This window comes from Methylobacterium endophyticum, from assembly GCF_050591105.1.
In the GTDB taxonomy this organism is placed as follows: domain Bacteria; phylum Pseudomonadota; class Alphaproteobacteria; order Rhizobiales; family Beijerinckiaceae; genus Methylobacterium.
Genome location: NZ_JBNHES010000006.1, coordinates 184,453 through 205,333, shown reverse-complemented (window position 1 = coordinate 205,333; position 20,881 = coordinate 184,453). Strand labels below are relative to the sequence as shown.

The window sequence follows — 20,881 nt, the reverse complement described above, 5'->3', positions numbered from 1 at the left end:
AACTTCTCTGGAGGAGGTTCCGATGAATCCCAGCCATGCCGCGTTCTTCGAAAGGCCGGAGACCGCCGCCCTGAAACGGGCGCTGACCCGGCCGGAGATGCTTCCGCAATATGAGCTTCTGAGCCGCCTCGAGATGCCGGCGGTCCAGGCCGCCGTCTGGGCTATCGAGCCCCTCATCGAGACGCTCGACGCGGGCGCTCGCAACCATGCCATCCAGTCGTCCGGCGCGCTGATCGGCGACCTGCTGACGGCCCGCGGCTTCCGGATCGCGCGTGATGCGCGGGGCGAGAAACGGCGTGGCCGGGTCCGCAAGGCGCGTTTCGTGAAGTCCGGCACGATCTGGGAATTGCCCAGCGAAGGCGGTAGCGCTCACCGCGACAAGGTCGCGGCGATCATGGACGACATCATGATCCGTTACAGCACGACGCTCGCGGAGTTGGCCAAGTGACGGAACAGTCCTCGATGGAGGAGCCGGAGTGGCTCACCATCGAGGACATCGTCGATGCCCATTCCCGCCAACTGCGCATCTTCGGCGGAGCACCGGGCATCAGCGATCGCGGCGCGCTGGAATCGGCGATCGGGCGCCCGATCAACAAATGGCGCTACGAGGCTGCGGAACTCGCGGAGCTGGCGGCCGCCTACGGCTTCGGCATCGTGCGCAATCATCCTGTCACGGATGGCAACAAGCGAGCCGGCTTCATGGCGATGATCGGTTTCCTGATCCTGAACGAGGTCGACTTCGCGCCGGATCCGGCGGAGGCCACCGCCGTCACACTGGCCCTCGCCGCCGGCGACATCGACGAATCCGGCCTCACCCGCTGGATCCGCGACAATTGGCCGGACGGGTAGGGCGCCCGCGTCGCGAGGTCCCGGTGCCCTGGTAGCCGGGGCGATGCGGCTTATCTCCGGCTCAGCCCCTCGTTGAGAACAGCCCGAGCACCGATGGCCGACACCGACCCGGAAGCCAACCGCTTCTCCGCCCGCGCCAGCCGCTACGCGCGGGTCGGCGCCAATGTCGGCGGGGTCGCCGCCCGGATGGCGGGCGCCCGGCTCTTCGGCAAGGAGGGCACCACCAACGCGGCCGCGCTCGCCCAGGCGCTCGGCGGGCTCAAGGGCCCGATCATGAAAGTGGCGCAACTCCTTGCCACCGTTCCCGATCTTCTGCCACCGGAATACGCCGCCGAGTTGCAGAAGCTCCAGGCCGACGCGCCGCCCATGGGGGCGGCCTTCGTCAAGCGCCGGATGATGGCCGAGCTCGGGCCCGACTGGCAGGCGCGATTCTCGCGCTTCGACCTGAAGCCCTCAGCGGCCGCCTCCCTGGGGCAGGTCCACCGGGCGGTCTCGCTGGCCGGAGAGCCGCTCGCCTGCAAGCTGCAATATCCCGACATGCAGTCGGCGGTGGAGGCCGACCTCCAGCAGCTCGACATCGCCTTCGCGCTCCACCGGCGCATGAACTCCTGGCTCGATACCCGTGAGATCGCCAAGGAAATCGGCGCGCGGGTGCGCGAGGAGCTCGACTACGAACGCGAGGCGCGGCACGCGGCCCTCTACGGCGCGGTGCTCGCCGATGTCGAGGCGGTGCGGGTGCCGGCCGTCCACGCCGATCTTTCCACCAAGCGGCTCCTGGCGCTGGGCTGGCTCGACGGCGACAGGATCCTGAGCGTCACCGAGAGCCCGGTGGAGATCCGCAACCGCGTCGCGCAGGCGATGTTCAAGGCGTGGTGGCACCCCTTCGGCCGCGCCGCCGTGATCCACGGCGATCCGCATCTCGGCAACTACACGGTCTTTTCCGAGGGCGGCGAGGCACGCGGCATCAACCTGCTCGACTATGGCTGCGTGCGCATCTTCCATCCGCGCTTCGTCGGCGGTGTGGTCGACCTCTATCGCGGCCTGCTCGAGAACGACGAGGCGCGCATCGTGCACGCCTACGAGGTCTGGGGGTTCAAGAACCTCAGCCGCGAGATCGTGGACATCCTCAACATCTGGGCGCGCTTCATCTACGGGCCGCTGCTGGAGGACCGGGTGCGCACCGTGGCGGACGGCGTGAAGCCCGGCGCCTACGGACGCAAGCAGGCCTTCGAGGTGCACCAGGCCCTGAAGCAGCGCGGGCCCGTGACCGTGCCGCAGGAATTTGTGTTCATGGACCGCGCGGCGGTGGGGCTCGGCGCGGTGTTCCTGCACCTGCGCTCGGAGCTGAACTACCATCGCCTGTTCGAGGCGGAGATCGAGCGCTTCTCCCTCGACGCCCTGGCGGAACGGCAGGCCGAGCTGCTCGCCACGGCCGGGCTCCCGCTTCCGATCTGAGGCCGGACGGCGGGACCAGCAAAAAAGTTCCGGATTCAGGGCCGCCGGGCGATGAAAGCCCTGGACTTTGTATGTGGTATACCAGAGGGTGCCGCCCAGGGAGACGCTCCGGCTTGTCGATTGCGACGGGGATACGCTTGCGCTAAATCCGCGCGGGTTCTCATCAAGTCGATGCGGAAGGGACGAGTGGGCGATGGCGGATACCAAGAGCTTGTCGGCGGGGGCGTACAGCCCCGCGATGGACGCTGAGACGCACGAGCAGACCTATCGCGGCTTCGTCCGTTTCGTGGAGATCGCCACCGGCGTCGTCATCTGCTGGGTCCTGGCGCTCGCCGTGGGCGGCATCCGCGAAGCCTGGATGACGGCCATCCTCGGGGTCGTCGCCGCCAGCGCCGCCGGCGCGCTGGGCGCCTTCGCGCCGCCGATCGGCTGGAAGGCCCCCCTGGTGGTCGCCGTGCTGCTCGCCCTCTACCTCGCCTTCGCCTGAGACTTTTATCCAGTCCCCTCATCGAGCGGGGCTGGTTACAATTCGACCCGTTCGATCAGATCAAACCGCCAACGCGTCTCGAAACGACGGCGAAAGTCGCGCATGCGTTGGCGACGATTCGAAGGAAATGCCTGGATGCGCATCGCTGTGCTGTCGGAGACGGACCCCGCCGAACCGCGGGTTTCGGCGGTGCCCGAAACGGTGAAAAAATTCAAAGGGCTCGGCGCCGACGTGGTCGTCCAGTCCGGAGCCGGCGACAGGGCCGGCGTTCCGGATAACGAGTACGAGGCCGCCGGCGCCTCGATCGCCGGCTCCGCCGCCGACGCCGCCCGCGACGCCGACCTCGTGCTCAAGGTCCGCCGTCCGGGCGCCGAGGAGCTCGGCCTCTTCAAGCGCGGCGCCGTGGTCGTCGCCATCATGGATCCCTACGGCCACGAGGACGCTCTCAAGGCCATGGCGGAGGCCGGGGTCGACGGCTTCGCCATGGAGCTGATGCCGCGTATCACCCGCGCGCAGGTGATGGACGTGCTCTCCAGCCAGGCGAACCTCGCCGGCTACCGCGCCGTGGTCGACGGCGCCGCCGAGTACGGTCGCTCCATGCCGATGATGATGACCGCCGCCGGCACCGTGCCCGCTGCGCGCGTCTTCGTGATGGGCGTCGGCGTCGCCGGCCTCCAGGCCATCGCCACCGCCCGCCGCATGGGTGCGGTCGTCACCGCCACCGACGTGCGCCCCGCCACCAAGGAACAGGTCGAGTCGCTCGGCGCCAAGTTCGTGGCGGTCGAGGACGACGAGTTCAAGCAGGCCGAGACCGCCGGCGGCTACGCCAAGGAGATGTCGGACGCCTACAAGGCCAAGCAGGCCGAGCTGGTGGCGAGCCACATCGCCAAGCAGGATATCGTCATCACAACGGCCCTCATTCCCGGCCGCCCGGCGCCGAAGCTGGTCTCGGAGGCCATGGTCGCCTCGATGAAGCCCGGCTCCGTGCTGGTCGACCTCGCGGTGGAGCGCGGCGGCAACGTCGAGGGCGCCAAGGCAGGCGAGATTGTCACCCTGGCCAAGGGCGTGAAGATCGTCGGCCACGTCAACGTCGCCGGCCGGCTCGCCGCCACCGCCTCGAGCCTCTACGCGCGCAACCTCTACAACTTCGTCGAGACCATGATCGACAAGGAGACGAAGGCGCTCGCGGTGAAGTGGGACGACGAACTCGTCAAGGCGACCAACCTGACCCGCGACGGTCAGGTCGTGCACGCCTCCTTCCAGCCCAAAGCAGCCTGATCGCGCGGAGCTTTTCGATGGCCATGCCCCCCTCCGACGCCGCCGGCCAGGCGCAGGCCGCGGCCGACGCCGCCCGCCACGCGGCCGAGATCGCCGCCCAGAATGCGCATTACGCGCAGTCCATCGCCGATTCGCTCGGCCATGGCGCTGCCGCCATGACCCATGGCGCCGTCGATCCCACCGTCTTCCGGCTCGCGATCTTCGTGCTGGCGATCTTCGTCGGCTACTACGTGGTCTGGTCGGTGACGCCGGCGCTCCACACGCCGCTGATGTCCGTCACCAACGCGATCTCCTCGGTCATCATCGTCGGCGCCATCCTCGCGGCCGGCGTGCCCCTCATCGAACACGGCACCGGCTGGGCGCGCGTGTTCGGCTTCATCGCCATCGTGTTCGCCAGCGTGAACATCTTCGGCGGGTTCCTCGTCACGCAGCGCATGCTCGGCATGTACAAGAAGAAGGCCTGAGGCGATGTCCGAGAACGTCTCGTCCCTTCTATACATCGTCTCCGGCGTCATGTTCATCATGGCGCTGCGGGGGCTCTCGCACCCGACCACGTCGCGGCAGGGCAACCTCTACGGCATGATCGGCATGGGGCTCGCGATCGCGACCACCCTCGTCGGCCATCCGCCGGCCGGCGCGGCCGCCTGGGGCCTCGTCATCATGGGCCTCGCCATCGGCGGCGGGGCCGGCGCGGTGATCGCCAAGCGCGTGCCGATGACGGCGATGCCGCAGCTCGTCGCGGCCTTCCACTCCCTGGTCGGCCTCGCGGCGGTGTTCGTGGCGGCGGGCGCGCTCTATGCGCCCCAGGCCTTCGGCATCGTCGAGGGCGGCCATATCCACGGCCAGTCGCTGTTCGAGATGGGCCTCGGCGTCGCCATCGGCGCGATCACCTTCACGGGCTCGGTCATCGCCTTCGCCAAGCTCGACGGCCGCATGTCGGGCAAGCCGATCATGCTGCCCCAGCGCCATGCCATCAACATCGCCCTGGCCATCGCGGTGGTGGCTCTGTTCGCGATCTTCATCGCGACCGAGAGCAAGGCGGTGTTCTGGCTGATCGTGCTCGCCTCCTTCGCCCTGGGCGTGCTGCTCATCATCCCGATCGGCGGCGCCGACATGCCCGTCGTCGTCTCGATGCTGAACTCCTACTCGGGCTGGGCGGCCGCCGGCATCGGCTTCACCCTGGGCAACCTCGCGCTCATCATCACCGGCTCGCTGGTGGGGTCGTCGGGCGCGATCCTGTCCTACATCATGTGCCACGCGATGAACCGGTCGTTCTTCTCGGTCATCCTCGGCGGCTTCGGCGGCGACACCGCCGCGGCCGGCAACGGCCAGGTCGAGACGCGCCCCGTCAAGCAGGGCTCGGCGGACGATGCCGCCTACATCATGAAGAACGCCGAGAAGGTCATCATCGTGCCCGGCTACGGCATGGCGGTGGCCCAGGCCCAGCACTCGCTCCGCGAGATGGCGGACATGCTCAAGAAGGAGGGCGTCGACGTCAAATACGCCATCCATCCGGTGGCGGGCCGCATGCCGGGCCACATGAACGTGCTGCTGGCCGAGGCCAACGTGCCCTACGACGAGGTCTTCGAGCTGGAGGACATCAACGGCGAGTTCCCGCAGGCGGACGTGGCCTTCGTGATCGGCGCCAACGACGTCACCAACCCGGCCGCCAAGACCGACAAGGCCTCGCCGATCTACGGCATGCCGATCCTCGACGTGGAGAAGGCCAAGACCGTCCTCTTCATCAAGCGCGGCATGGGCTCCGGCTATGCCGGCGTCGAGAACGAGGTGTTCTTCCGCGACAACACGATGATGCTCTTCGGCGACGCCAAGAAGGTCGTGGACCAGATCCTCAAGAACCTCTGAGCGTTCTTCCATCGACGACACCGAGGGGCGGCCGGCAACGGCCGCCCTTCTTCGTTTCGCGCCTGTCGCTTCCGCGCGGCAGTCCCGGCGCCGCATCGGCGCTATGCTCCGCCTCGTGCCGGACATCCTCGCCCCCGCCCCCCGCGCCCTCCTCGGCGTCGACCGCTCCGTCCTCGGCCGGCCCTGGCGCGAGCGCTGCGCCGACCCTCGCGCGCAGGCCGAGGCGGCCGTCATGGTCCAGGCCCACGGACTGCCCGACCTCCTGGCCCGCGTCCTCGTCGGCCGTGGCGTTCGGGCGGCGGAGGCGGACCGCCATCTCAACCCGCGCCTGCGCGACCTGATGCCGGACCCGTCCCGCCTCCTCGACATGGAGGCCGCGACCGAACGCCTCGCGCGGGCGGTCCGCGCGGGAGAGCCGGTCGCCGTCTTCGGCGACTACGACGTGGACGGCGCCGCCAGCGCGGCGCTGCTCGCGGGCTATCTGCGCGGGCTCGGCGTGCCGGTCCGCATCCACATCCCCGACCGGATCACCGAGGGCTACGGCCCCAACGCGGAGGCCGTCGCCGTTCTGGCGAGGGAGGGGGCGACGCTCCTCGTCACCGTCGATTGCGGCACCACGGGCCACGCCCCCCTCCGGCACGCGCGGGACGTCGGGCTCGACGTCCTCGTCCTCGACCACCACGGCGCCGACGAGACCCTGCCGCCGGCCGGCGCCGTGGTGAACCCGAACCGCCGCGACGACGTCTCCGGCCTCGGGCATCTCTGCGCGGCGGGGATCGTCTTCCTGACCTTGGTCGGCCTCAACCGCGCCCTGCGGCGCTCGGGATACTTCTCCCCGGCGCGGCCGGAGCCGGACCTCAAGGCCGCCCTCGACCTCGTGGCCCTCGCTACCGTCGCCGACGTGGTGCCGCTGACGGGCCTCAACCGGGCCTTCGTGGTCCAGGGCCTCTCGGTGATGCGGGGGAGGGGCCGGCGCGGGATCGCGGCGCTGCTCGATGCGGCCGCCCTCGCCGAGCCGCCGCAATCCTGGCATCTCGGCTTCCTGCTGGGCCCCCGCATCAATGCCGGCGGCCGCATCGGCGAGGCGGGGCTCGGGGCGCGCCTGCTTCTGACCGAGGATGCCGCCGAGGCCGCGCGCATCGCCGGCGATCTCGACAGGCTCAACCGCGAGCGGCAGGCCATCGAGGCGCTGGCCGTCGAGGAGGCCGAGGCGGCCATGGACCGCGTCCTGACGGACGATCCGGGCAGGGCCGTGCTCGTCGCCGCGTCGGAGGGCTGGCATCCGGGCATCGTCGGGCTGGTCGCCGCGCGCCTCAAGGAGCGGTTCGACCGCCCGGCCTTCGCCTTCACCCTGCGTCCGGACGGCACGGCGGTGGGCTCGGGCCGCTCCATCGCGGGCGCCGATCTCGGCGCGGCGGTGCGCGGCGCGGTCGAGGCCGGTCTCGCCCTGAAGGGCGGCGGCCACGCCATGGCCGCCGGCGCCACCGTCGCCCAGGACAGGCTCGCGGAGTTCGAAAGCCGTCTCGCCGCCGATCTCGGCGGCGCCGTCGCATCGGCGCGGGAGGCGGAGGCGCTTCTGGTCGACGCGACGCTGAGCGCGGGGGGCGCCACCGCCGAGCTCGTGCGGATGATCGAGCGGGCGGGGCCCTTCGGCCAGGGCGCCCCGGAGCCCGTCTTCGTCCTGCCGCGCCACCGCATCGTCGATGCCGGCATCGTCGGCACCGGCCATGTGCGCGCCCGCCTGAAGAGCCGTGACGGGCAGGCCATGGGCGCCATCGCCTTCCGCGCCGCGCAGGGGCCCCTCGGCCGGGCGATCCTCGACAATATCGGGCGCGAGATGCATGTCGCCGGCACGCTTTCCCTCAACCGCTGGCAGGGCGCGGAGCGGGCGCAACTGCGCATCCGCGACCTCGCCGTGGTCGAGCCGGAGGAAAACTGAGCCATTCGGGGCGTTGACACCCGCGCGCCCCCTCACCATAAGGGCCTCCGCACGGCCCACGGGCCGTCGTTTGGGGGAATGTCCCGAGCGGCAAAGGGGGCGGACTGTAAATCCGCTGCGTAAGCTTCGTAGGTTCGAGTCCTACTTCCCCCACCAAGCGATCATCGTCATGCGCACCGGGCCGAGGCCGCCTTCTCACGGGGGCCGGGCCATGGTATCCGGCGCGGGACGCGGGTGTAGCTCAATGGTAGAGCAGCAGCCTTCCAAGCTGAATACGAGGGTTCGATTCCCTTCACCCGCTCCACTCCGCCCGCGATAGGCCGGCGCGTCCCGGCCCGGCGGCCCATCCCCTGACCCGTCGCGCTCGACGGCGCCGCAGCCTCTCCGGGACGGGAAATGCAACGGCCGCCGATGTCCACGATGCTCCTGCCCCTGCTTCTCGCCGCGCTGGCGGGCGCCAGCATCGTCGTGCAGCAGGCGCTCAACGCCAATCTGCGCCTCGCCCTGAGTTCGGCCGTCTGGTCGGGCTTCGTCTCCTATCTCGTCGGCCTCGTCTGCATGGCGCTGCTGGCCCTGGCGCTGCGCGATCCGGTCCCCTCGGCGGGTCTTGCGGCGCGCATCCCGTGGTGGGCCTGGAGCGGCGGCCTGTTCGGCGCGATCTTCATCGGCCTCTCGATCTATCTCGTGCCGCAGCTCGGCGCGGCGACCTTCATCGCGCTCCTCGTGTCCGGGCAGATGATCGCGTCGGTGACGGTCGACCATTTCGGCTGGCTCGGGGTGGCGCAGCGCTCCTTCGATCTTCCCCGTCTCGTGGGGGTCGCGCTCCTCGTCGGCGGCGTCGTGCTGATCCGCCGCTAGGCCCGTCGAATCGCGCCCCTTGATCAAAGGACGCCAAGCCTCTAAGCGGTCCGCGCCTTTTCCCGGCTCACGGACTGGAAGGCATGGTCATGGGCGCGCTTCCCGCGCCGCCCTCCGGCAGGAAAGAGACGATGGCCAAAGAGAAGTTTTCGCGCACGAAGCCGCACTGCAACATTGGGACGATTGGGCACGTCGATCACGGGAAGACGTCCTTGACGGCTGCGATCACGAAGGTTCTTGCGGAGACGGGCGGGGCGACGTTCACGGCCTACGACCAGATCGACAAGGCTCCCGAGGAGAAGGCGCGCGGCATCACGATCTCGACGGCGCATGTCGAGTACGAGACCACGAACCGTCACTACGCGCATGTCGACTGCCCCGGCCACGCCGACTACGTGAAGAACATGATCACCGGCGCGGCGCAGATGGACGGCGCCATCCTGGTGGTGTCGGCGGCCGACGGCCCGATGCCGCAGACCCGCGAGCACATCCTGCTCGCCCGTCAGGTCGGCGTGCCGGCGCTGGTGGTGTTCCTCAACAAGGTCGACCTCGTGGACGACGAGGAGCTGCTCGAGCTCGTCGAGATGGAGGTGCGCGAGCTCCTCTCCAAGTACGACTTCCCCGGCGACGACATCCCGATCACCAAGGGCTCGGCCAAGGTGGCGCTGGACAACGGCGACAAGAAGGTCGGCCATGACGCCGTGCTGGCGCTGATGGCTAGCGTCGACGCCTACATCCCGCAGCCGGAGCGTCCCATCGACATGCCGTTCCTGATGCCCATCGAGGACGTGTTCTCGATCTCGGGCCGCGGCACGGTGGTGACGGGCCGCGTCGAGCGCGGCATCGTCAAGGTCGGCGAGACCGTCGAGATCGTCGACATCCGCGACACCCAGATCACCACGGTCACGGGCGTCGAGATGTTCCGCAAGCTGCTCGACCAGGGCCAGGCCGGCGACAATGTCGGCGTGCTCCTGCGCGGCACCAAGCGCGAGGACGTCGAGCGCGGCCAGGTCGTGTGCAAGCCGGGCTCGGTCAAGCCCCACACCAAGTTCAAGGCCGAGGCCTACATCCTCACCAAGGAGGAGGGCGGCCGCCACACGCCGTTCTTCACCAACTACCGCCCGCAGTTCTACTTCCGCACCACCGACGTGACCGGCATCTGCACGCTGCCCGAGGGCACCGAGATGGTCATGCCCGGCGACAACGTCACCATGGACGTGGCCCTCATCGTCCCCGTCGCCATGGAGGAGAAGCTCCGCTTCGCCATCCGTGAGGGCGGCAGAACCGTCGGCGCCGGCGTCGTCGCCGCCATCAACGAGTAATCACCTCACCGGCCGGGCCTCGTGGCCCGGCCTTGCCCTTCGACGCCCGCCGCCCGACAAGGGCGCGCGGGCGTTCTCATGTCGGCCCGCCGTCGAATCGAAGGGGTGTTCCGCGCCATGATGGTCTCCACCACCAACGACATCCCCGGCCACCGCATCGTCGCCCATATCGGGGTCGTGCGCGGCATCACGGTGCGCTCGCGCAGCGTGGTCGGCAATTTCCTCGGCGGCGTGCAGGCGATCTTCGGCGGCAAGATCGGCGCCTACGTGTCGCTGGCCGAGACCGCCCGCCAGGAGGCCTTCGTCCATATGTGCGACCAGGCGGCGGCCGAGGGCGCCAACGCCATCGTCGGCATGCGCTACGACGCCACCGAGATCATGGACGGCATCACCGAGGTGCTGGCCTACGGCACCGCCATGCGCGTGGTGCCGGAATAGCCTGCGAAAGGCCGTCCGGACCGGCTTGTGCGGCGTGCCGATCCTGTATAGAGCATCGGCCGCGCCTAGGAGTGTAGCTCAACTGGTCAGAGCGCCGGTCTCCAAAACCGGAGGTTGCGGGTTCGAGTCCCTCCACTCCTGCCAGCCGCGAAAGCGGCGCCCCTGTCCGCCCGTCGACATCGTCCGCCTGTCGACAAGGGGCCGGACTTGCGCTAGAGCGGCGCACTCCGAGATCGATGACAGTCGTCGGTGCGGGCTTGAGACAGCCCCGGCGCCGCCTCGTCCCCGTTCCCGGCACGGCCTCACATCCCGGCAGCGTATCCCCGGTCCACCGCCCCATGGCATCGAACGAAGCGACGAAGAAGATGGACGCGACGCGTGGGACCCCGCGCGGCGGGCCTGCCGCGCCCACGCCGCCCCGTCAGACGCCGCCCGCCCGGCCGGCGCCGAAGCGGGCCGGCCCGATGGAGTTCATCGCGCAGGTGCGCGACGAGGGCCGCAAGGTCACCTGGCCGACCCGCAAGGAGACCACCGTCACCACGATCATGGTCTTCGTCATGGTGGTGGCCGCGAGCCTGTTCTTCACGGTGGTGGATCAGGCGCTGCGCTACCTCGTCGGCCTCATCCTCGGGGTCTGAGGCCCGAACCGAACGACCATCGTCCGCGGGCGCGAGCCGCGCGGGATGCCTGGAGCTGAAAGAGAGCCGTGTCGAAGCGCTGGTACATCGTCCACGCCTACTCGAACTTCGAGAACAAGGTCGCCCAGTCCATCAAGGACCAGGCGGCTCAGCGCGGGCTGCTGGAGCTGTTCGACGAGGTCATGGTCCCGACCGAGAAGGTCACCGAGGTGCGGCGCGGCCGCAAGGTCGATGCCGAGCGCAAGTTCTTCCCCGGCTACGTGCTGGTGAAATGCGACCTCACCGACGAGGTCTATCACCTCATCAAGAACACCCCGAAGGTCACCGGCTTCTTGGGCGCCGACAAGGCCAAGCCCGTGCCGATCCCCGACGCCGAGGCCGAGCGCATCAAGGGCCAGGTCGCCGAGGGCGTCGATAGGCCCAAGCCCACGGTCTCCTTCGAGATCGGCGAGACGGTCCGCGTCGCGGACGGTCCCTTCGCCTCCTTCAATGGCACCGTCGAGGAAATCGACGAAGCCCGCTCCCGCCTCAAGGTCGCGGTGTCCATCTTCGGACGCGCCACCCCGGTGGAGCTCGAATACGCCCAGGTCGAGAAGGCCTGAGCGTAGAGCGAATGGGGAGTAGCGAATAGCGAATAGGGCCGACGAGCCCGGCACGACGGCCCGCCACGGCCGTGATGCCTTCCATTCGCCATTCGCTGCTCCCCATTCGCGATAAACCCGCGGGAGGTCCGCCCGGTTCGCCGCCGGGAGCCACGGTCCGCACCGCGACCTGCAACCGCCCGTTTCCGATCCGCGCTGAGGCAGCCGGATGGCGGGCTATTCTGGGAGCAGTCCCATGGCGAAGAAGATCACGGGCTACGTGAAGCTTCAGGTCCCGGCCGGCGCCGCCAATCCGTCGCCGCCCATCGGTCCCGCGCTCGGTCAGCGCGGCCTCAACATCATGGAATTCTGCAAGGCCTTCAACGCGAAGACCGCGCAGATCGAGAAGGGCACCCCGATCCCGGTGGTGATCACCGCCTATCAGGACCGCAGCTTCACCTTCGAGATGAAGCAGCCGCCGGTGACGTTCTTCCTCAAGAAGGCGGCCGGGCTGAAGATCGGCAAGAAGCCGGCCTCCGGCTCCAAGACGCCGGGCAAGGGCCCGACCGTCGGCAAGGTCACCGAGGCTCAGCTCCGCGAGATCGCGGAGAAGAAGATGCCCGACCTCAACTGCGATTCGGTCGATTCGGCCGTCGCCATGATCCGTGGCTCCGCGCGGGCCATGGGCCTCGACGTCGTCGCGTAAGGGAGGGCGAGCAATGGCACATGAAGGCAAGCGCATCCGCTCCGCCCGCGAGGGCATCGACCGGATCAAGCTCTACCCGATCGCCGAGGCGATCGCCCTGGTGAAGTCGAAGGCCAACGCCAAGTTCGACGAGACCGTCGAGATCTCGATGAATCTCGGCGTCGACCCGCGCCACGCCGACCAGATGGTCCGCGGCGTCTGCAACCTGCCGAACGGCTCGGGCCGGAGCCTGCGCGTCGCGGTCTTCGCCCGCGGCGCCAAGGCCGAGGAAGCCAAGGCCGCCGGAGCCGACATCGTCGGCGCCGAGGACCTGCTCGAGATCGTCCAGGGCGGCAAGATCGAGTTCGACCGCTGCATCGCGACCCCGGACCTGATGCCGCTCGTCGGCCGTCTCGGCAAGGTGCTGGGCCCGCGCGGCCTGATGCCGAACCCGAAGGTCGGCACCGTCACCATGGACGTGAAGGGTGCCGTGGCCGGCGCCAAGGGCGGCTCGGTGGAGTTCCGCGTCGAGAAGGCCGGCATCGTGCATGCCGGCGTCGGCAAGGTGTCCTTCGACGGCGACAAGCTCGTCGAGAACATCAAGGCCTTCGCCGACGCCGTCGCCAAGGCGAAGCCCACGGGCGCCAAGGGCACCTACATCCAGCGCATCGCCGTCACCTCGACGATGGGCCCCGGCGTGAAGGTCGAGCCCGCGAGCGTCATCGGCGCCTGATCCGGCTCCGACAGCGAACAGAGCCCCGAACGCCCGGCCCCTGCGGCCGGGCGTTCTTTTTTTCGGAGCGCAGCGACGCGGGGCCGGCCGCCACGGGCGGGGGGCGCCTTCACATTTCTCGGGTGCGACGCCGAAAGCGTGGCGCGGGGGCGTCACAACCCGAAAGCCTGTGCTAGATACCGGGACATGCGATGCTCCCTCCCGGTCTCGTCTCGCCGACGCATCCTGTGCGTCTTCCCCGCCTACACTCCCTCCTTCGGCACCTTCTCCCACGCCTATCCGCTGATGGGCGGGGTGAAGGCGTTCATGCCGCCCCAGGGGCTGCTGCTCATCGCGGCCTACATGCCCGCGACCTGGGAGAGCCGCTTCGTCGACGAGAACATCGCCCGCGCGACCCCCGAGGATTTCGCCTGGGCCGACGCGGTGTTCGTGTCGGGCATGCATATCCAGGAGCCGCAGATCCACGAGATCCGCGCCCGCGCCCACAAGGCCGGCAAGGTGACGGTGCTCGGCGGCCCCTCGGTCTCGGGAGCGCCCGAGAAATACGCGGATTTCGACTATCTCCACATGGGCGAGATCGGCGACGCCACCGACCAGCTCGTGGAGATCCTCGACCGCGACCTGTCGCGGCCGGCCGCCCAGGTGGTGCTGGAGACCAAGGAGCGGCTCGGCCTCTCCGACTTCCCCGCGCCCGCCTATGAGGCGGTGCCGCTGAAGCGCTACCTGATCGGCTCGCTTCAGTTCTCCTCCGGCTGCCCCTATCGCTGCGAGTTCTGCGACATCCCGCAGCTCTACGGCCGCCAGCCGCGCCTGAAGACGCCGGAGCAGATGTGCGCCGAGCTCGACGCCATCATCGCCCAGCCCGGCCATCCGGCGGTGATCTACTTCGTGGACGACAACTTCATCGGCAACCGCAAGGCGACGCGGGACATGCTCCCGCATCTGGTGGAGTGGCAGAAGCGGAATCACTTCCCGCTCCAGTTCGCCTGCGAGGCGACGCTGAACATGGCCAAGCAGCCCGAGATCCTCGAGCTGATGCGGCAGGCGAACTTCATGACCGTCTTCGTCGGCATTGAGACGCCGGAGGCGGAGGCGCTGAAGGGCATCGACAAGACCCACAACGCCGCCGTGCCCATGTACGAGGCCATCGAGACGCTGAACTCCTACGGGCTCGAGGTGACGTCGGGCATCATCCTCGGCCTCGACACCGACACGGACGCGTCGGAGGACAACCTCATCGACTTCATCGACCGCTCGGCGATCCCCGTGCTGACGATCAACCTGCTCCAGGCCCTGCCCAAGACCCCGCTCTGGGACCGGCTGACGCGGGAAGGGCGCCTGGTGCACGACGCCTCCCTCGAATCGAACGTCCTGTTCAAGCGGCCGCACGACACGGTGGTGGCGAGCTGGCGGCGCGCCATCGCGCATGCCTACGAGCCGGAGCGGATCTTCGAGCGCTTCAAGCACCAATGCGCGGTGACGTATCCGCACCGCATCAAGACGCCGGCCAAGGGCAAGCTCACCCGCACGAATCTGCGTCGCGGCCTGGTGCTCGGCTTCAACATCATCACCCGCGTGGGGCTCTTCTCGGATTATCGCGGGCCGTTCTGGCGGGCCGCCGGCTACGCCTTGAAGCGGGGCCAGATCGAGGCGGTGTTCAACATGGGCTTCGTCGCCCATCACCTGATCCGCTTCACCCGCGAGGCGCTGCGCGGCGAGCACAACGCCTCCTTCTACGCGGCCAAGGCCGAGCAGCGCGCCGAGCGGGCGGGCGAGCCTTGGTGGAAGGCGGCGCGGCGCTTCCTCCCGACTTGATTCCCGCCCACCCGAGCGGCGCCCCGCGAAAGCCTTGAGACATTCCTGACGGGAGATCGCTTGCCTGCGACGGAATTGTCGCGTTCCGGGACTTGGCAGGAGGATTGCGAGGCTCTATACAGCGCCCTCCACGAATTCATACGCGATCCATGGGAGCCGATCGAGAGGTCGTGTTTCCGAAAGAGATGTCGTTCGGGCAACCGGACGACAATGGCCGGAGGGAGCCGAGCACCGGAAGGTGTCGCGGAGCCCGTTCCGGCCATGTCCTGTCCGAGACTGCAGGCGCCGGGGTCTCCCGGCTTAATCCGCAAAGCCTGCACAGACGGGGAAGACCGAATTCCAAAGCCCTCGCCGGGACGCCGCAAGGCGGATCGGAGAGGCATCGGTTTGAACCATCTCGCCCATGCCGGCCGCGTCACGCGGGCGTCAGGGGACAGGGCCGTGAAGCGTCGCCAGGACGTTCCGGCTTCTTGAAGGCCGAGATCCGTTCCGGGCGGCAAGTGCAACCGGCGGACCCGTGATCGGGTTCCGCCAACCGGAGAGAGCCCCAGTGGACCGGACAGCAAAAGCTGATCTCGTCGCGACGCTCAACGGCGTGTTCACCTCGAACGCCGTCGTCGTCGTGGCCCACTACAAGGGCCTCACGGTCGCCGACATGCAGAAGCTGCGCTCGCAGATGAAGCAGGCCGGCGCCACCGTGAAGGTCGCCAAGAACCGCCTCGCCAACATCGCTCTCGATGGCACGGACGTCGCCTCCATCAAGCCCCTGCTCAAGGGTCCGACCCTGCTCGCCTATTCGAGCGATCCGGTCGCGGCCGCGAAGGTAGCGGTGGATTTCGCCAAGGCCAACGACAAGCTCGTGATCCTCGGCGGCGCCATGGGAACGACAGCCCTGAACCCGGACGGCGTGAAGGCCCTCGCCTCGCTCCCGTCCCTCGACGAACTGCGCGCCAAGATCGTGGGCCTCGTGCAGGCTCCCGCGACCAAGATCGCCCAGGTCGTCAACGCGCCGGCTGCCAAGCTCGCCCGCGTGTTCGGGGCCTATGCCACGAAGGACGAGGCCAAGGACGAAGCGGCCTGACGGCCGCTCGCCCCCCTTACAAACCCATTCGTTCAAACCGATATCTCTCAAGGAACCCGAACCATGGCTGATCTCGCCAAGCTCGTCGACGACCTGTCGTCCCTGACCGTTCTCGAGGCCGCCGACCTCGCCAAGATGCTCGAAGAGAAGTGGGGCGTCTCCGCCGCCGCCGCCGTCGCCGTGGCCGCCGGCCCGGCCGCCGGTGGTGGCGCCGCTGCCGCCGCCGAGGAGCAGACCGAGTTCACGGTCGTCCTCGCCGCCGCCGGCGACAAGAAGATCGAGGTCATCAAGGAGGTCCGCGCGATCACCGGCCTCGGTCTCAAGGAGGCCAAGGACCTGGTCGAGGGCGCCCCGAAGCCCGTCAAGGAAGGCGTCTCGAAGGACGACGCCGCCAAGCTCAAGGCCCAGCTCGAGAAGGCCGGCGCCAAGGTCGAGCTCAAGTAAGCAGCCGATGGGCCGTCTCCGGCCCGTCGACAGGCGCATCGTCCTTATGGGCGGTGCGTGAGAGCCAAAGCCCGCGGGTGGTTTCACCCGCGGGCTAAGGCCGCTTCAGGCGGCCGGCGGTCCCTGGAACGGGGCCGGCTTTGGGAATTCGAGTTCGGGTGGCGCGGTCCGGCGGGGCGCGCGTCACGGTCCGGCGCGGGAAGGCGACTTTCCCCGGACGACCACGACGCGGGGATGGTGGAGCGAGGTCACATGGCCAATATGCTGGTCGGTCGCAAGCGCATTCGCAAGTTCTTCGGCAAGATCCGGGAAGTCGCCGAGATGCCGAACCTGATCGAGGTTCAGAAGGCGTCCTACGATCAGTTCCTGATGGTCGACGAGCCCGAGGGCGGCCGCGGCGACGAGGGGCTGCAAAGCGTCTTCAAGTCGGTGTTCCCGATCTCGGACTTCTCCTCGACCGCGCTGCTCGAGTTCGTGCGCTACACCTTCGAGCCGCCGAAATACGACGTCGACGAGTGCCGCCAGCGCGGCATCACCTTCGCCGCGCCCCTCAAGGTGACGCTGCGGCTGATCGTGTTCGACGTGGACCCGGACACCGGCGCCAAGTCCGTCAAGGACATCAAGGAGCAGGACGTCTACATGGGCGACATGCCGCTCATGACGGATAACGGCACCTTCATCGTCAACGGCACCGAGCGCGTCATCGTCTCGCAGATGCACCGCTCGCCGGGCGTCTTCTTCGACCACGACAAGGGCAAGACCCACTCGTCGGGCAAGCTGCTCTTCGCCGCGCGCATCATCCCCTACCGGGGCTCCTGGCTCGACGTCGAGTTCGACGCCAAGGACATCGTGCATGTCCGCATCGACCGCAAGCGCAAGCTGCCGGTCACCTCGCTGCTCTTCGCCCTCGGCCTAGACGGCGAGGAGATCCTGTCGACCTTCTACAACCACGTCGCCTATACCCGCGACGGGGCGGACTGGCGCGTCGCCTACGATCCCGAGCGCCTGAAGGGCTTCAAGGCCGCCGTCGACCTGATCGACGCGGATTCCGGCGAGGTCGTGCTCGAGGCGGGCAAGAAGCTCAACGCCCGCAACGCCCGCCAGATCGGCGAGAAGGGCACCAAGTTCCTCAAGGCGACCGACGAAGATCTCGTCGGCCAGTACATCGCCGAGGACCTCGTCAACATGAAGACCGGCGAGATCTGGGCCGAGGCCGGCGACGAGATCTCCGAGAAGCTCCTCAAGAGCCTCGACGACGTCGGCGTCGTCGAGCTGCCGGTGCTCGACATCGACCACGTCAATGTCGGCCCCTACATCCGCAACACGCTGGCCGTGGACAAGAATTCCGGCCGCGAAGGCGCGCTGTTCGACATCTACCGCGTCATGCGCCCCGGCGAACCGCCGACGCTCGACACGGCGGAAGCCATGTTCCACTCGCTGTTCTTCGATTCCGAGCGCTACGACCTCTCGGCGGTCGGCCGCGTGAAGATGAACATGCGCCTCGACCTCGACGCCGCCGACACCGTGCGCACGCTCCGCAAGGAGGACATGCTCGCGGTGGTCAAGGCGCTCGTGGACCTGCGCGACGGCAAGGGCGAGATCGACGACATCGACCATCTCGGCAACCGCCGCGTGCGCTCGGTGGGCGAGCTCATGGAGAACCAGTACCGCTTGGGGCTGCTGCGCATGGAGCGCGCCATCAAGGAGCGCATGTCTTCCGTCGACATCGACACCGTGATGCCGCAGGACCTGATCAACGCGAAGCCGGCGGCCGCCGCCGTGCGCGAGTTCTTCGGCTCGTCGCAGCTCTCGCAGTTCATGGACCAGACCAACCCGCTCTCGGAGGTCACCCACAAGCGCCGCCTCTCGGCGCTCGGGCCGGGCGGCCTGACCCGCGAGCGCGCCGGCTTCGAGGTGCGCGACGTGCACCCGACCCATTACGGCCGCATCTGCCCGATCGAGACGCCGGAAGGCCCGAATATCGGCCTCATCAACTCGCTCGCGACCTTCGCGCGCGTGAACAAGTACGGCTTCATCGAGACGCCGTTCCGCAAGGTCCGCGACGGCGTCGTGACGGACGAGGTCTCCTACCTCTCCGCCATGGAGGAGGCGAAGTACCACGTCGCCCAGGCCAACGCGCAGATGGACGCCAACAAGAAGCTCACCGAGGAGCTGGTGGTCTGCCGCCGGGCCGGCGAGGTGATCGTCGTCGGCCCCGAGCGCGTCGACCTGATGGACGTGTCGCCGAAGCAGCTCGTGTCGGTGGCGGCCGCGCTGATCCCGTTCCTCGAGAACGACGACGCCAACCGCGCGCTCATGGGCTCGAACATGCAGCGCCAGGCGGTCCCGCTGGTGCGCGCAGACGCGCCCTTCGTCGGCACCGGCATGGAGGCCGTGGTCGCGCGCGATTCGGGCGCGGCCATCGCCGCGCGCCGCACCGGCATCGTCGACCAGGTGGACGCCACCCGTATCGTCATCCGCGCCACGGAAGAGGCCGACGCCAACAAGCCCGGCGTCGACATCTACCGGCTGATGAAGTTCCAGCGCTCCAACCAGTCGACCTGCATCACGCAGAAGCCGCTGGTGCGCGTCGGCGAGCGGGTGAAGAAGGGCGAGATCATCGCCGACGGACCGTCCACCGAGTTCGGTGAGCTCGCGCTCGGCCGCAACGTGCTCGTCGCGTTCATGCCCTGGAACGGCTACAACTTCGAGGACTCGATCCTGCTCTCCGAGCGGATCGTGAAGGATGACGTGTTCACCTCGATCCACATCGAGGAATTCGAGGTGATGGCCCGAGACACCAAGCTCGGACCGGAGGAAATCACCCGCGACATCCCCAACGTCTCGGAAGAGGCGCTGAAGAACCTCGACGAGGCCGGCATCGTCTATATCGGCGCCGAGGTCCACGCGGGCGACATCCTCTGCGGCAAGATCACCCCGAAGGGCGAGAGCCCGATGACGCCGGAGGAGAAGCTGCTCCGCGCCATCTTCGGCGAGAAGGCCTCGGACGTGCGCGACACCTCGCTCCGCGTGCCGCCGGGCGTCACCGGCACCATCGTGGAAGTCCGCGTGTTCAACCGCCACGGCGTCGACAAGGACGAGCGTGCCCAGGCCATCGAGCGCGAGGAGATCGAGCGTCTCGCCAAGGACCGCGACGACGAGCAGGCGATCCTCGACCGCAACACCTACGCGCGCCTCGCCGACGTGCTCATCGGCCAGTCGCCGATCGCCGGGCCGAAGGGCTTCAAGAAGGAGACCACGCTCACCCGCGAGCTGCTCTCCGACTACCCGCGCTCGCAGTGGTGGCAGTTCGCCGTCGTCGAAGACCGTCTCATGACCGAGATGGAGGCGATGCAGAAGCAGTACGACGAGTCGAAGAAGCGCCTCGAGCAGCGCTTCCTCGACAAGGTCGAGAAGCTTCAGCGCGGCGACGAGCTTCCGCCCGGCGTCATGAAGATGGTCAAGGTCTTCGTGGCGGTGAAGCGCAAGATCCAGCCCGGCGACAAGATGGCCGGCCGCCACGGCAACAAGGGCGTCGTCTCGCGCATCGTGCCGATCGAGGACATGCCGTTCCTGGAGGACGGGACGCATGCCGACATCGTGCTCAACCCGCTCGGCGTGCCCTCGCGCATGAATGTCGGCCAGATTCTGGAGACCCATCTCGGATGGGCCGCCGCCGGTCTCGGCCGCAAGGTCGGCAAGGCCGTCGACGCCTACCTGAAGAACCAGGACATCTCCCCCCTCAAGGCGGAGATGGCGTCGATCTACTCGCCGTCCGAGCTCGAGGGCCTGTCGGACGAGGAGCTGGCGGAGGCCGGCAACAACGTCCGTCGCGGCGTGCCGATGGCGACCCCGGTCTTCAACGGCGCCAAGGAGAGCGACATCGAGCAGATGCTGGAGATGGCCGGTCTCGACCGTTCGGCCCAGTCGACGCTCTATGACGGCCGCACCGGCGAGCCCTTCGACCGCAAGGTGACGATGGGCTACATCTACATGCTGAAGCTCCACCACCTCGTGGACGACAAGATCCACGCCCGCTCGATCGGCCCCTACTCGCTCGTCACCCAGCAGCCGCTGGGCGGCAAGGCGCAGTTCGGCGGCCAGCGCTTCGGCGAGATGGAGGTCTGGGCGCTGGAGGCCTACGGCGCGGCCTACACGCTCCAGGAGATGCTCACGGTGAAGTCGGACGACGTGGCCGGCCGCACCAAGGTCTACGAGGCGATCGTGCGCGGCGACGACACCTTCGAGGCCGGCATCCCCGAAAGCTTCAACGTGCTCGTCAAGGAGATGCGCTCGCTCGGCCTCAACGTGGAGCTCACCTCCTCGAAGAAGGCGGCCAACGACCAGATCGAGCCGCCGGCGGACGCCGCCGAGTAGCCTCGGCAAGACACCTCCCGTGCCGGCGGCTCGCC

At 68.6% G+C, this 20,881-nt stretch carries 19 protein-coding genes and 3 tRNA genes; all 22 read left to right on the top strand.

Translation table 11 applies throughout. The features are described 5' to 3' along the window. Positions 1-22 precede the first annotated feature (22 nt). The 22 genes from ACP56T_RS09610 to rpoB all read left to right on the top strand — a co-directional run bounded on the left by ACP56T_RS09610 (position 23) and on the right by rpoB (position 20,846). The gene (locus ACP56T_RS09610; protein WP_430911916.1) at positions 23-448 is read left to right on the top strand and encodes a hypothetical protein; all 426 of its coding nucleotides are present in this window, start codon (positions 23-25) and stop codon (positions 446-448) included. 14 nt (positions 449-462) lie between these two features. Continuing rightward, positions 463-849, top strand: coding sequence for a type II toxin-antitoxin system death-on-curing family toxin (locus ACP56T_RS09605; protein WP_430911966.1), 387 nt, complete (start codon positions 463-465; stop codon positions 847-849). Between the two features lie 93 nt (positions 850-942). Then, positions 943-2,304 carry an ABC1 kinase family protein gene (locus tag ACP56T_RS09600; RefSeq protein WP_430911915.1) on the top strand — a complete coding sequence of 454 codons (1,362 nt, stop codon included), beginning with the start codon at positions 943-945 and terminating at the stop codon, positions 2,302-2,304. A gap of 193 nt (positions 2,305-2,497) precedes the next feature. Then, positions 2,498-2,791 (top strand): aa3-type cytochrome c oxidase subunit IV, encoded by a 294-nt coding sequence (locus tag ACP56T_RS09595; protein WP_430911914.1) that lies wholly within the window; start codon positions 2,498-2,500, stop codon positions 2,789-2,791. A 135-nt stretch (positions 2,792-2,926) separates the two neighbouring features. Further along, positions 2,927-4,069 carry a Re/Si-specific NAD(P)(+) transhydrogenase subunit alpha gene (locus ACP56T_RS09590; protein WP_430911913.1) on the top strand — a complete coding sequence of 381 codons (1,143 nt, stop codon included), beginning with the start codon at positions 2,927-2,929 and terminating at the stop codon, positions 4,067-4,069. A 17-nt stretch (positions 4,070-4,086) separates the two neighbouring features. Continuing rightward, positions 4,087-4,533 (top strand): NAD(P) transhydrogenase subunit alpha part 2, encoded by a 447-nt coding sequence (locus ACP56T_RS09585; RefSeq protein ID WP_430911912.1) that lies wholly within the window; start codon positions 4,087-4,089, stop codon positions 4,531-4,533. Between the two features lie 4 nt (positions 4,534-4,537). After that, the gene (locus ACP56T_RS09580; RefSeq protein WP_430911911.1) at positions 4,538-5,935 is read left to right on the top strand and encodes an NAD(P)(+) transhydrogenase (Re/Si-specific) subunit beta; all 1,398 of its coding nucleotides are present in this window, start codon (positions 4,538-4,540) and stop codon (positions 5,933-5,935) included. 103 nt (positions 5,936-6,038) lie between these two features. Further along, complete coding sequence (recJ, locus tag ACP56T_RS09575) at positions 6,039-7,874, top strand: single-stranded-DNA-specific exonuclease RecJ (protein WP_430911910.1); 1,836 nt, start codon at positions 6,039-6,041, stop codon at positions 7,872-7,874. Between the two features lie 72 nt (positions 7,875-7,946). Next, positions 7,947-8,030 (top strand) — tRNA-Tyr (locus tag ACP56T_RS09570). 74 nt (positions 8,031-8,104) lie between these two features. Then, positions 8,105-8,178: transfer RNA gene (locus ACP56T_RS09565), tRNA-Gly, on the top strand. A gap of 107 nt (positions 8,179-8,285) precedes the next feature. After that, a complete protein-coding gene (locus tag ACP56T_RS09560; protein ID WP_430911909.1) occupies positions 8,286-8,732 on the top strand; it encodes a DMT family transporter in 447 nt (148 codons plus the stop codon). Between the two features lie 131 nt (positions 8,733-8,863). Next, complete coding sequence (gene tuf, locus ACP56T_RS09555; RefSeq protein ID WP_430911908.1) at positions 8,864-10,054, top strand: elongation factor Tu; 1,191 nt, start codon at positions 8,864-8,866, stop codon at positions 10,052-10,054. 105 nt (positions 10,055-10,159) lie between these two features. Then, positions 10,160-10,492 (top strand): YbjQ family protein, encoded by a 333-nt coding sequence (locus ACP56T_RS09550; protein ID WP_430911907.1) that lies wholly within the window; start codon positions 10,160-10,162, stop codon positions 10,490-10,492. 67 nt (positions 10,493-10,559) lie between these two features. Beyond that, positions 10,560-10,636, top strand: a tRNA-Trp gene (locus tag ACP56T_RS09545). Positions 10,637-10,830: 194 nt separating this feature from the next. Next, positions 10,831-11,130 (top strand): preprotein translocase subunit SecE, encoded by a 300-nt coding sequence (gene secE, locus ACP56T_RS09540; protein ID WP_430911906.1) that lies wholly within the window; start codon positions 10,831-10,833, stop codon positions 11,128-11,130. Positions 11,131-11,198: 68 nt separating this feature from the next. Continuing rightward, the gene (gene nusG, locus ACP56T_RS09535; RefSeq protein ID WP_430911905.1) at positions 11,199-11,732 is read left to right on the top strand and encodes a transcription termination/antitermination protein NusG; all 534 of its coding nucleotides are present in this window, start codon (positions 11,199-11,201) and stop codon (positions 11,730-11,732) included. Positions 11,733-11,967: 235 nt separating this feature from the next. Beyond that, positions 11,968-12,417, top strand: coding sequence for a 50S ribosomal protein L11 (rplK, locus tag ACP56T_RS09530; protein ID WP_430911904.1), 450 nt, complete (start codon positions 11,968-11,970; stop codon positions 12,415-12,417). A gap of 13 nt (positions 12,418-12,430) precedes the next feature. Continuing rightward, a complete protein-coding gene (gene rplA, locus ACP56T_RS09525; RefSeq protein ID WP_430911903.1) occupies positions 12,431-13,129 on the top strand; it encodes a 50S ribosomal protein L1 in 699 nt (232 codons plus the stop codon). Positions 13,130-13,315: 186 nt separating this feature from the next. Continuing rightward, positions 13,316-14,944 carry a B12-binding domain-containing radical SAM protein gene (locus tag ACP56T_RS09520; RefSeq protein WP_430911902.1) on the top strand — a complete coding sequence of 543 codons (1,629 nt, stop codon included), beginning with the start codon at positions 13,316-13,318 and terminating at the stop codon, positions 14,942-14,944. Between the two features lie 550 nt (positions 14,945-15,494). Continuing rightward, positions 15,495-16,025: a 50S ribosomal protein L10 gene (gene rplJ, locus ACP56T_RS09515; RefSeq protein ID WP_430911901.1), complete on the top strand. Its 531-nt coding sequence runs from the start codon at positions 15,495-15,497 to the stop codon at positions 16,023-16,025. Between the two features lie 63 nt (positions 16,026-16,088). Continuing rightward, complete coding sequence (gene rplL / locus ACP56T_RS09510) at positions 16,089-16,469, top strand: 50S ribosomal protein L7/L12 (protein WP_430911900.1); 381 nt, start codon at positions 16,089-16,091, stop codon at positions 16,467-16,469. A 252-nt stretch (positions 16,470-16,721) separates the two neighbouring features. Beyond that, positions 16,722-20,846 (top strand): DNA-directed RNA polymerase subunit beta, encoded by a 4,125-nt coding sequence (gene rpoB / locus ACP56T_RS09505; protein WP_430911899.1) that lies wholly within the window; start codon positions 16,722-16,724, stop codon positions 20,844-20,846. Positions 20,847-20,881: the final 35 nt, after the last annotated feature.

What these genes read in the sequence shown, in the direction of transcription:
- ACP56T_RS09610 (WP_430911916.1), top strand. Translation starts at nt 23, where the DNA reads ATGAATCCCAGCCATGCCGCGTTCTTCGAAAGGCCGGAGACCGCCGCC.
- ACP56T_RS09605 (WP_430911966.1), top strand. Translation starts at nt 463, where the DNA reads ATGGAGGAGCCGGAGTGGCTCACCATCGAGGACATCGTCGATGCCCAT.
- ACP56T_RS09600 (WP_430911915.1), top strand. Translation starts at nt 943, where the DNA reads ATGGCCGACACCGACCCGGAAGCCAACCGCTTCTCCGCCCGCGCCAGC.
- ACP56T_RS09595 (WP_430911914.1), top strand. Translation starts at nt 2,498, where the DNA reads ATGGCGGATACCAAGAGCTTGTCGGCGGGGGCGTACAGCCCCGCGATG.
- ACP56T_RS09590 (WP_430911913.1), top strand. Translation starts at nt 2,927, where the DNA reads ATGCGCATCGCTGTGCTGTCGGAGACGGACCCCGCCGAACCGCGGGTT.
- ACP56T_RS09585 (WP_430911912.1), top strand. Translation starts at nt 4,087, where the DNA reads ATGGCCATGCCCCCCTCCGACGCCGCCGGCCAGGCGCAGGCCGCGGCC.
- ACP56T_RS09580 (WP_430911911.1), top strand. Translation starts at nt 4,538, where the DNA reads ATGTCCGAGAACGTCTCGTCCCTTCTATACATCGTCTCCGGCGTCATG.
- recJ (WP_430911910.1), top strand. Translation starts at nt 6,039, where the DNA reads ATGCTCCGCCTCGTGCCGGACATCCTCGCCCCCGCCCCCCGCGCCCTC.
- ACP56T_RS09560 (WP_430911909.1), top strand. Translation starts at nt 8,286, where the DNA reads ATGTCCACGATGCTCCTGCCCCTGCTTCTCGCCGCGCTGGCGGGCGCC.
- tuf (WP_430911908.1), top strand. Translation starts at nt 8,864, where the DNA reads ATGGCCAAAGAGAAGTTTTCGCGCACGAAGCCGCACTGCAACATTGGG.
- secE (WP_430911906.1), top strand. Translation starts at nt 10,831, where the DNA reads ATGGCATCGAACGAAGCGACGAAGAAGATGGACGCGACGCGTGGGACC.
- rplK (WP_430911904.1), top strand. Translation starts at nt 11,968, where the DNA reads ATGGCGAAGAAGATCACGGGCTACGTGAAGCTTCAGGTCCCGGCCGGC.
- rplA (WP_430911903.1), top strand. Translation starts at nt 12,431, where the DNA reads ATGGCACATGAAGGCAAGCGCATCCGCTCCGCCCGCGAGGGCATCGAC.
- ACP56T_RS09520 (WP_430911902.1), top strand. Translation starts at nt 13,316, where the DNA reads ATGCGATGCTCCCTCCCGGTCTCGTCTCGCCGACGCATCCTGTGCGTC.
- rplL (WP_430911900.1), top strand. Translation starts at nt 16,089, where the DNA reads ATGGCTGATCTCGCCAAGCTCGTCGACGACCTGTCGTCCCTGACCGTT.
- rpoB (WP_430911899.1), top strand. Translation starts at nt 16,722, where the DNA reads ATGGCCAATATGCTGGTCGGTCGCAAGCGCATTCGCAAGTTCTTCGGC.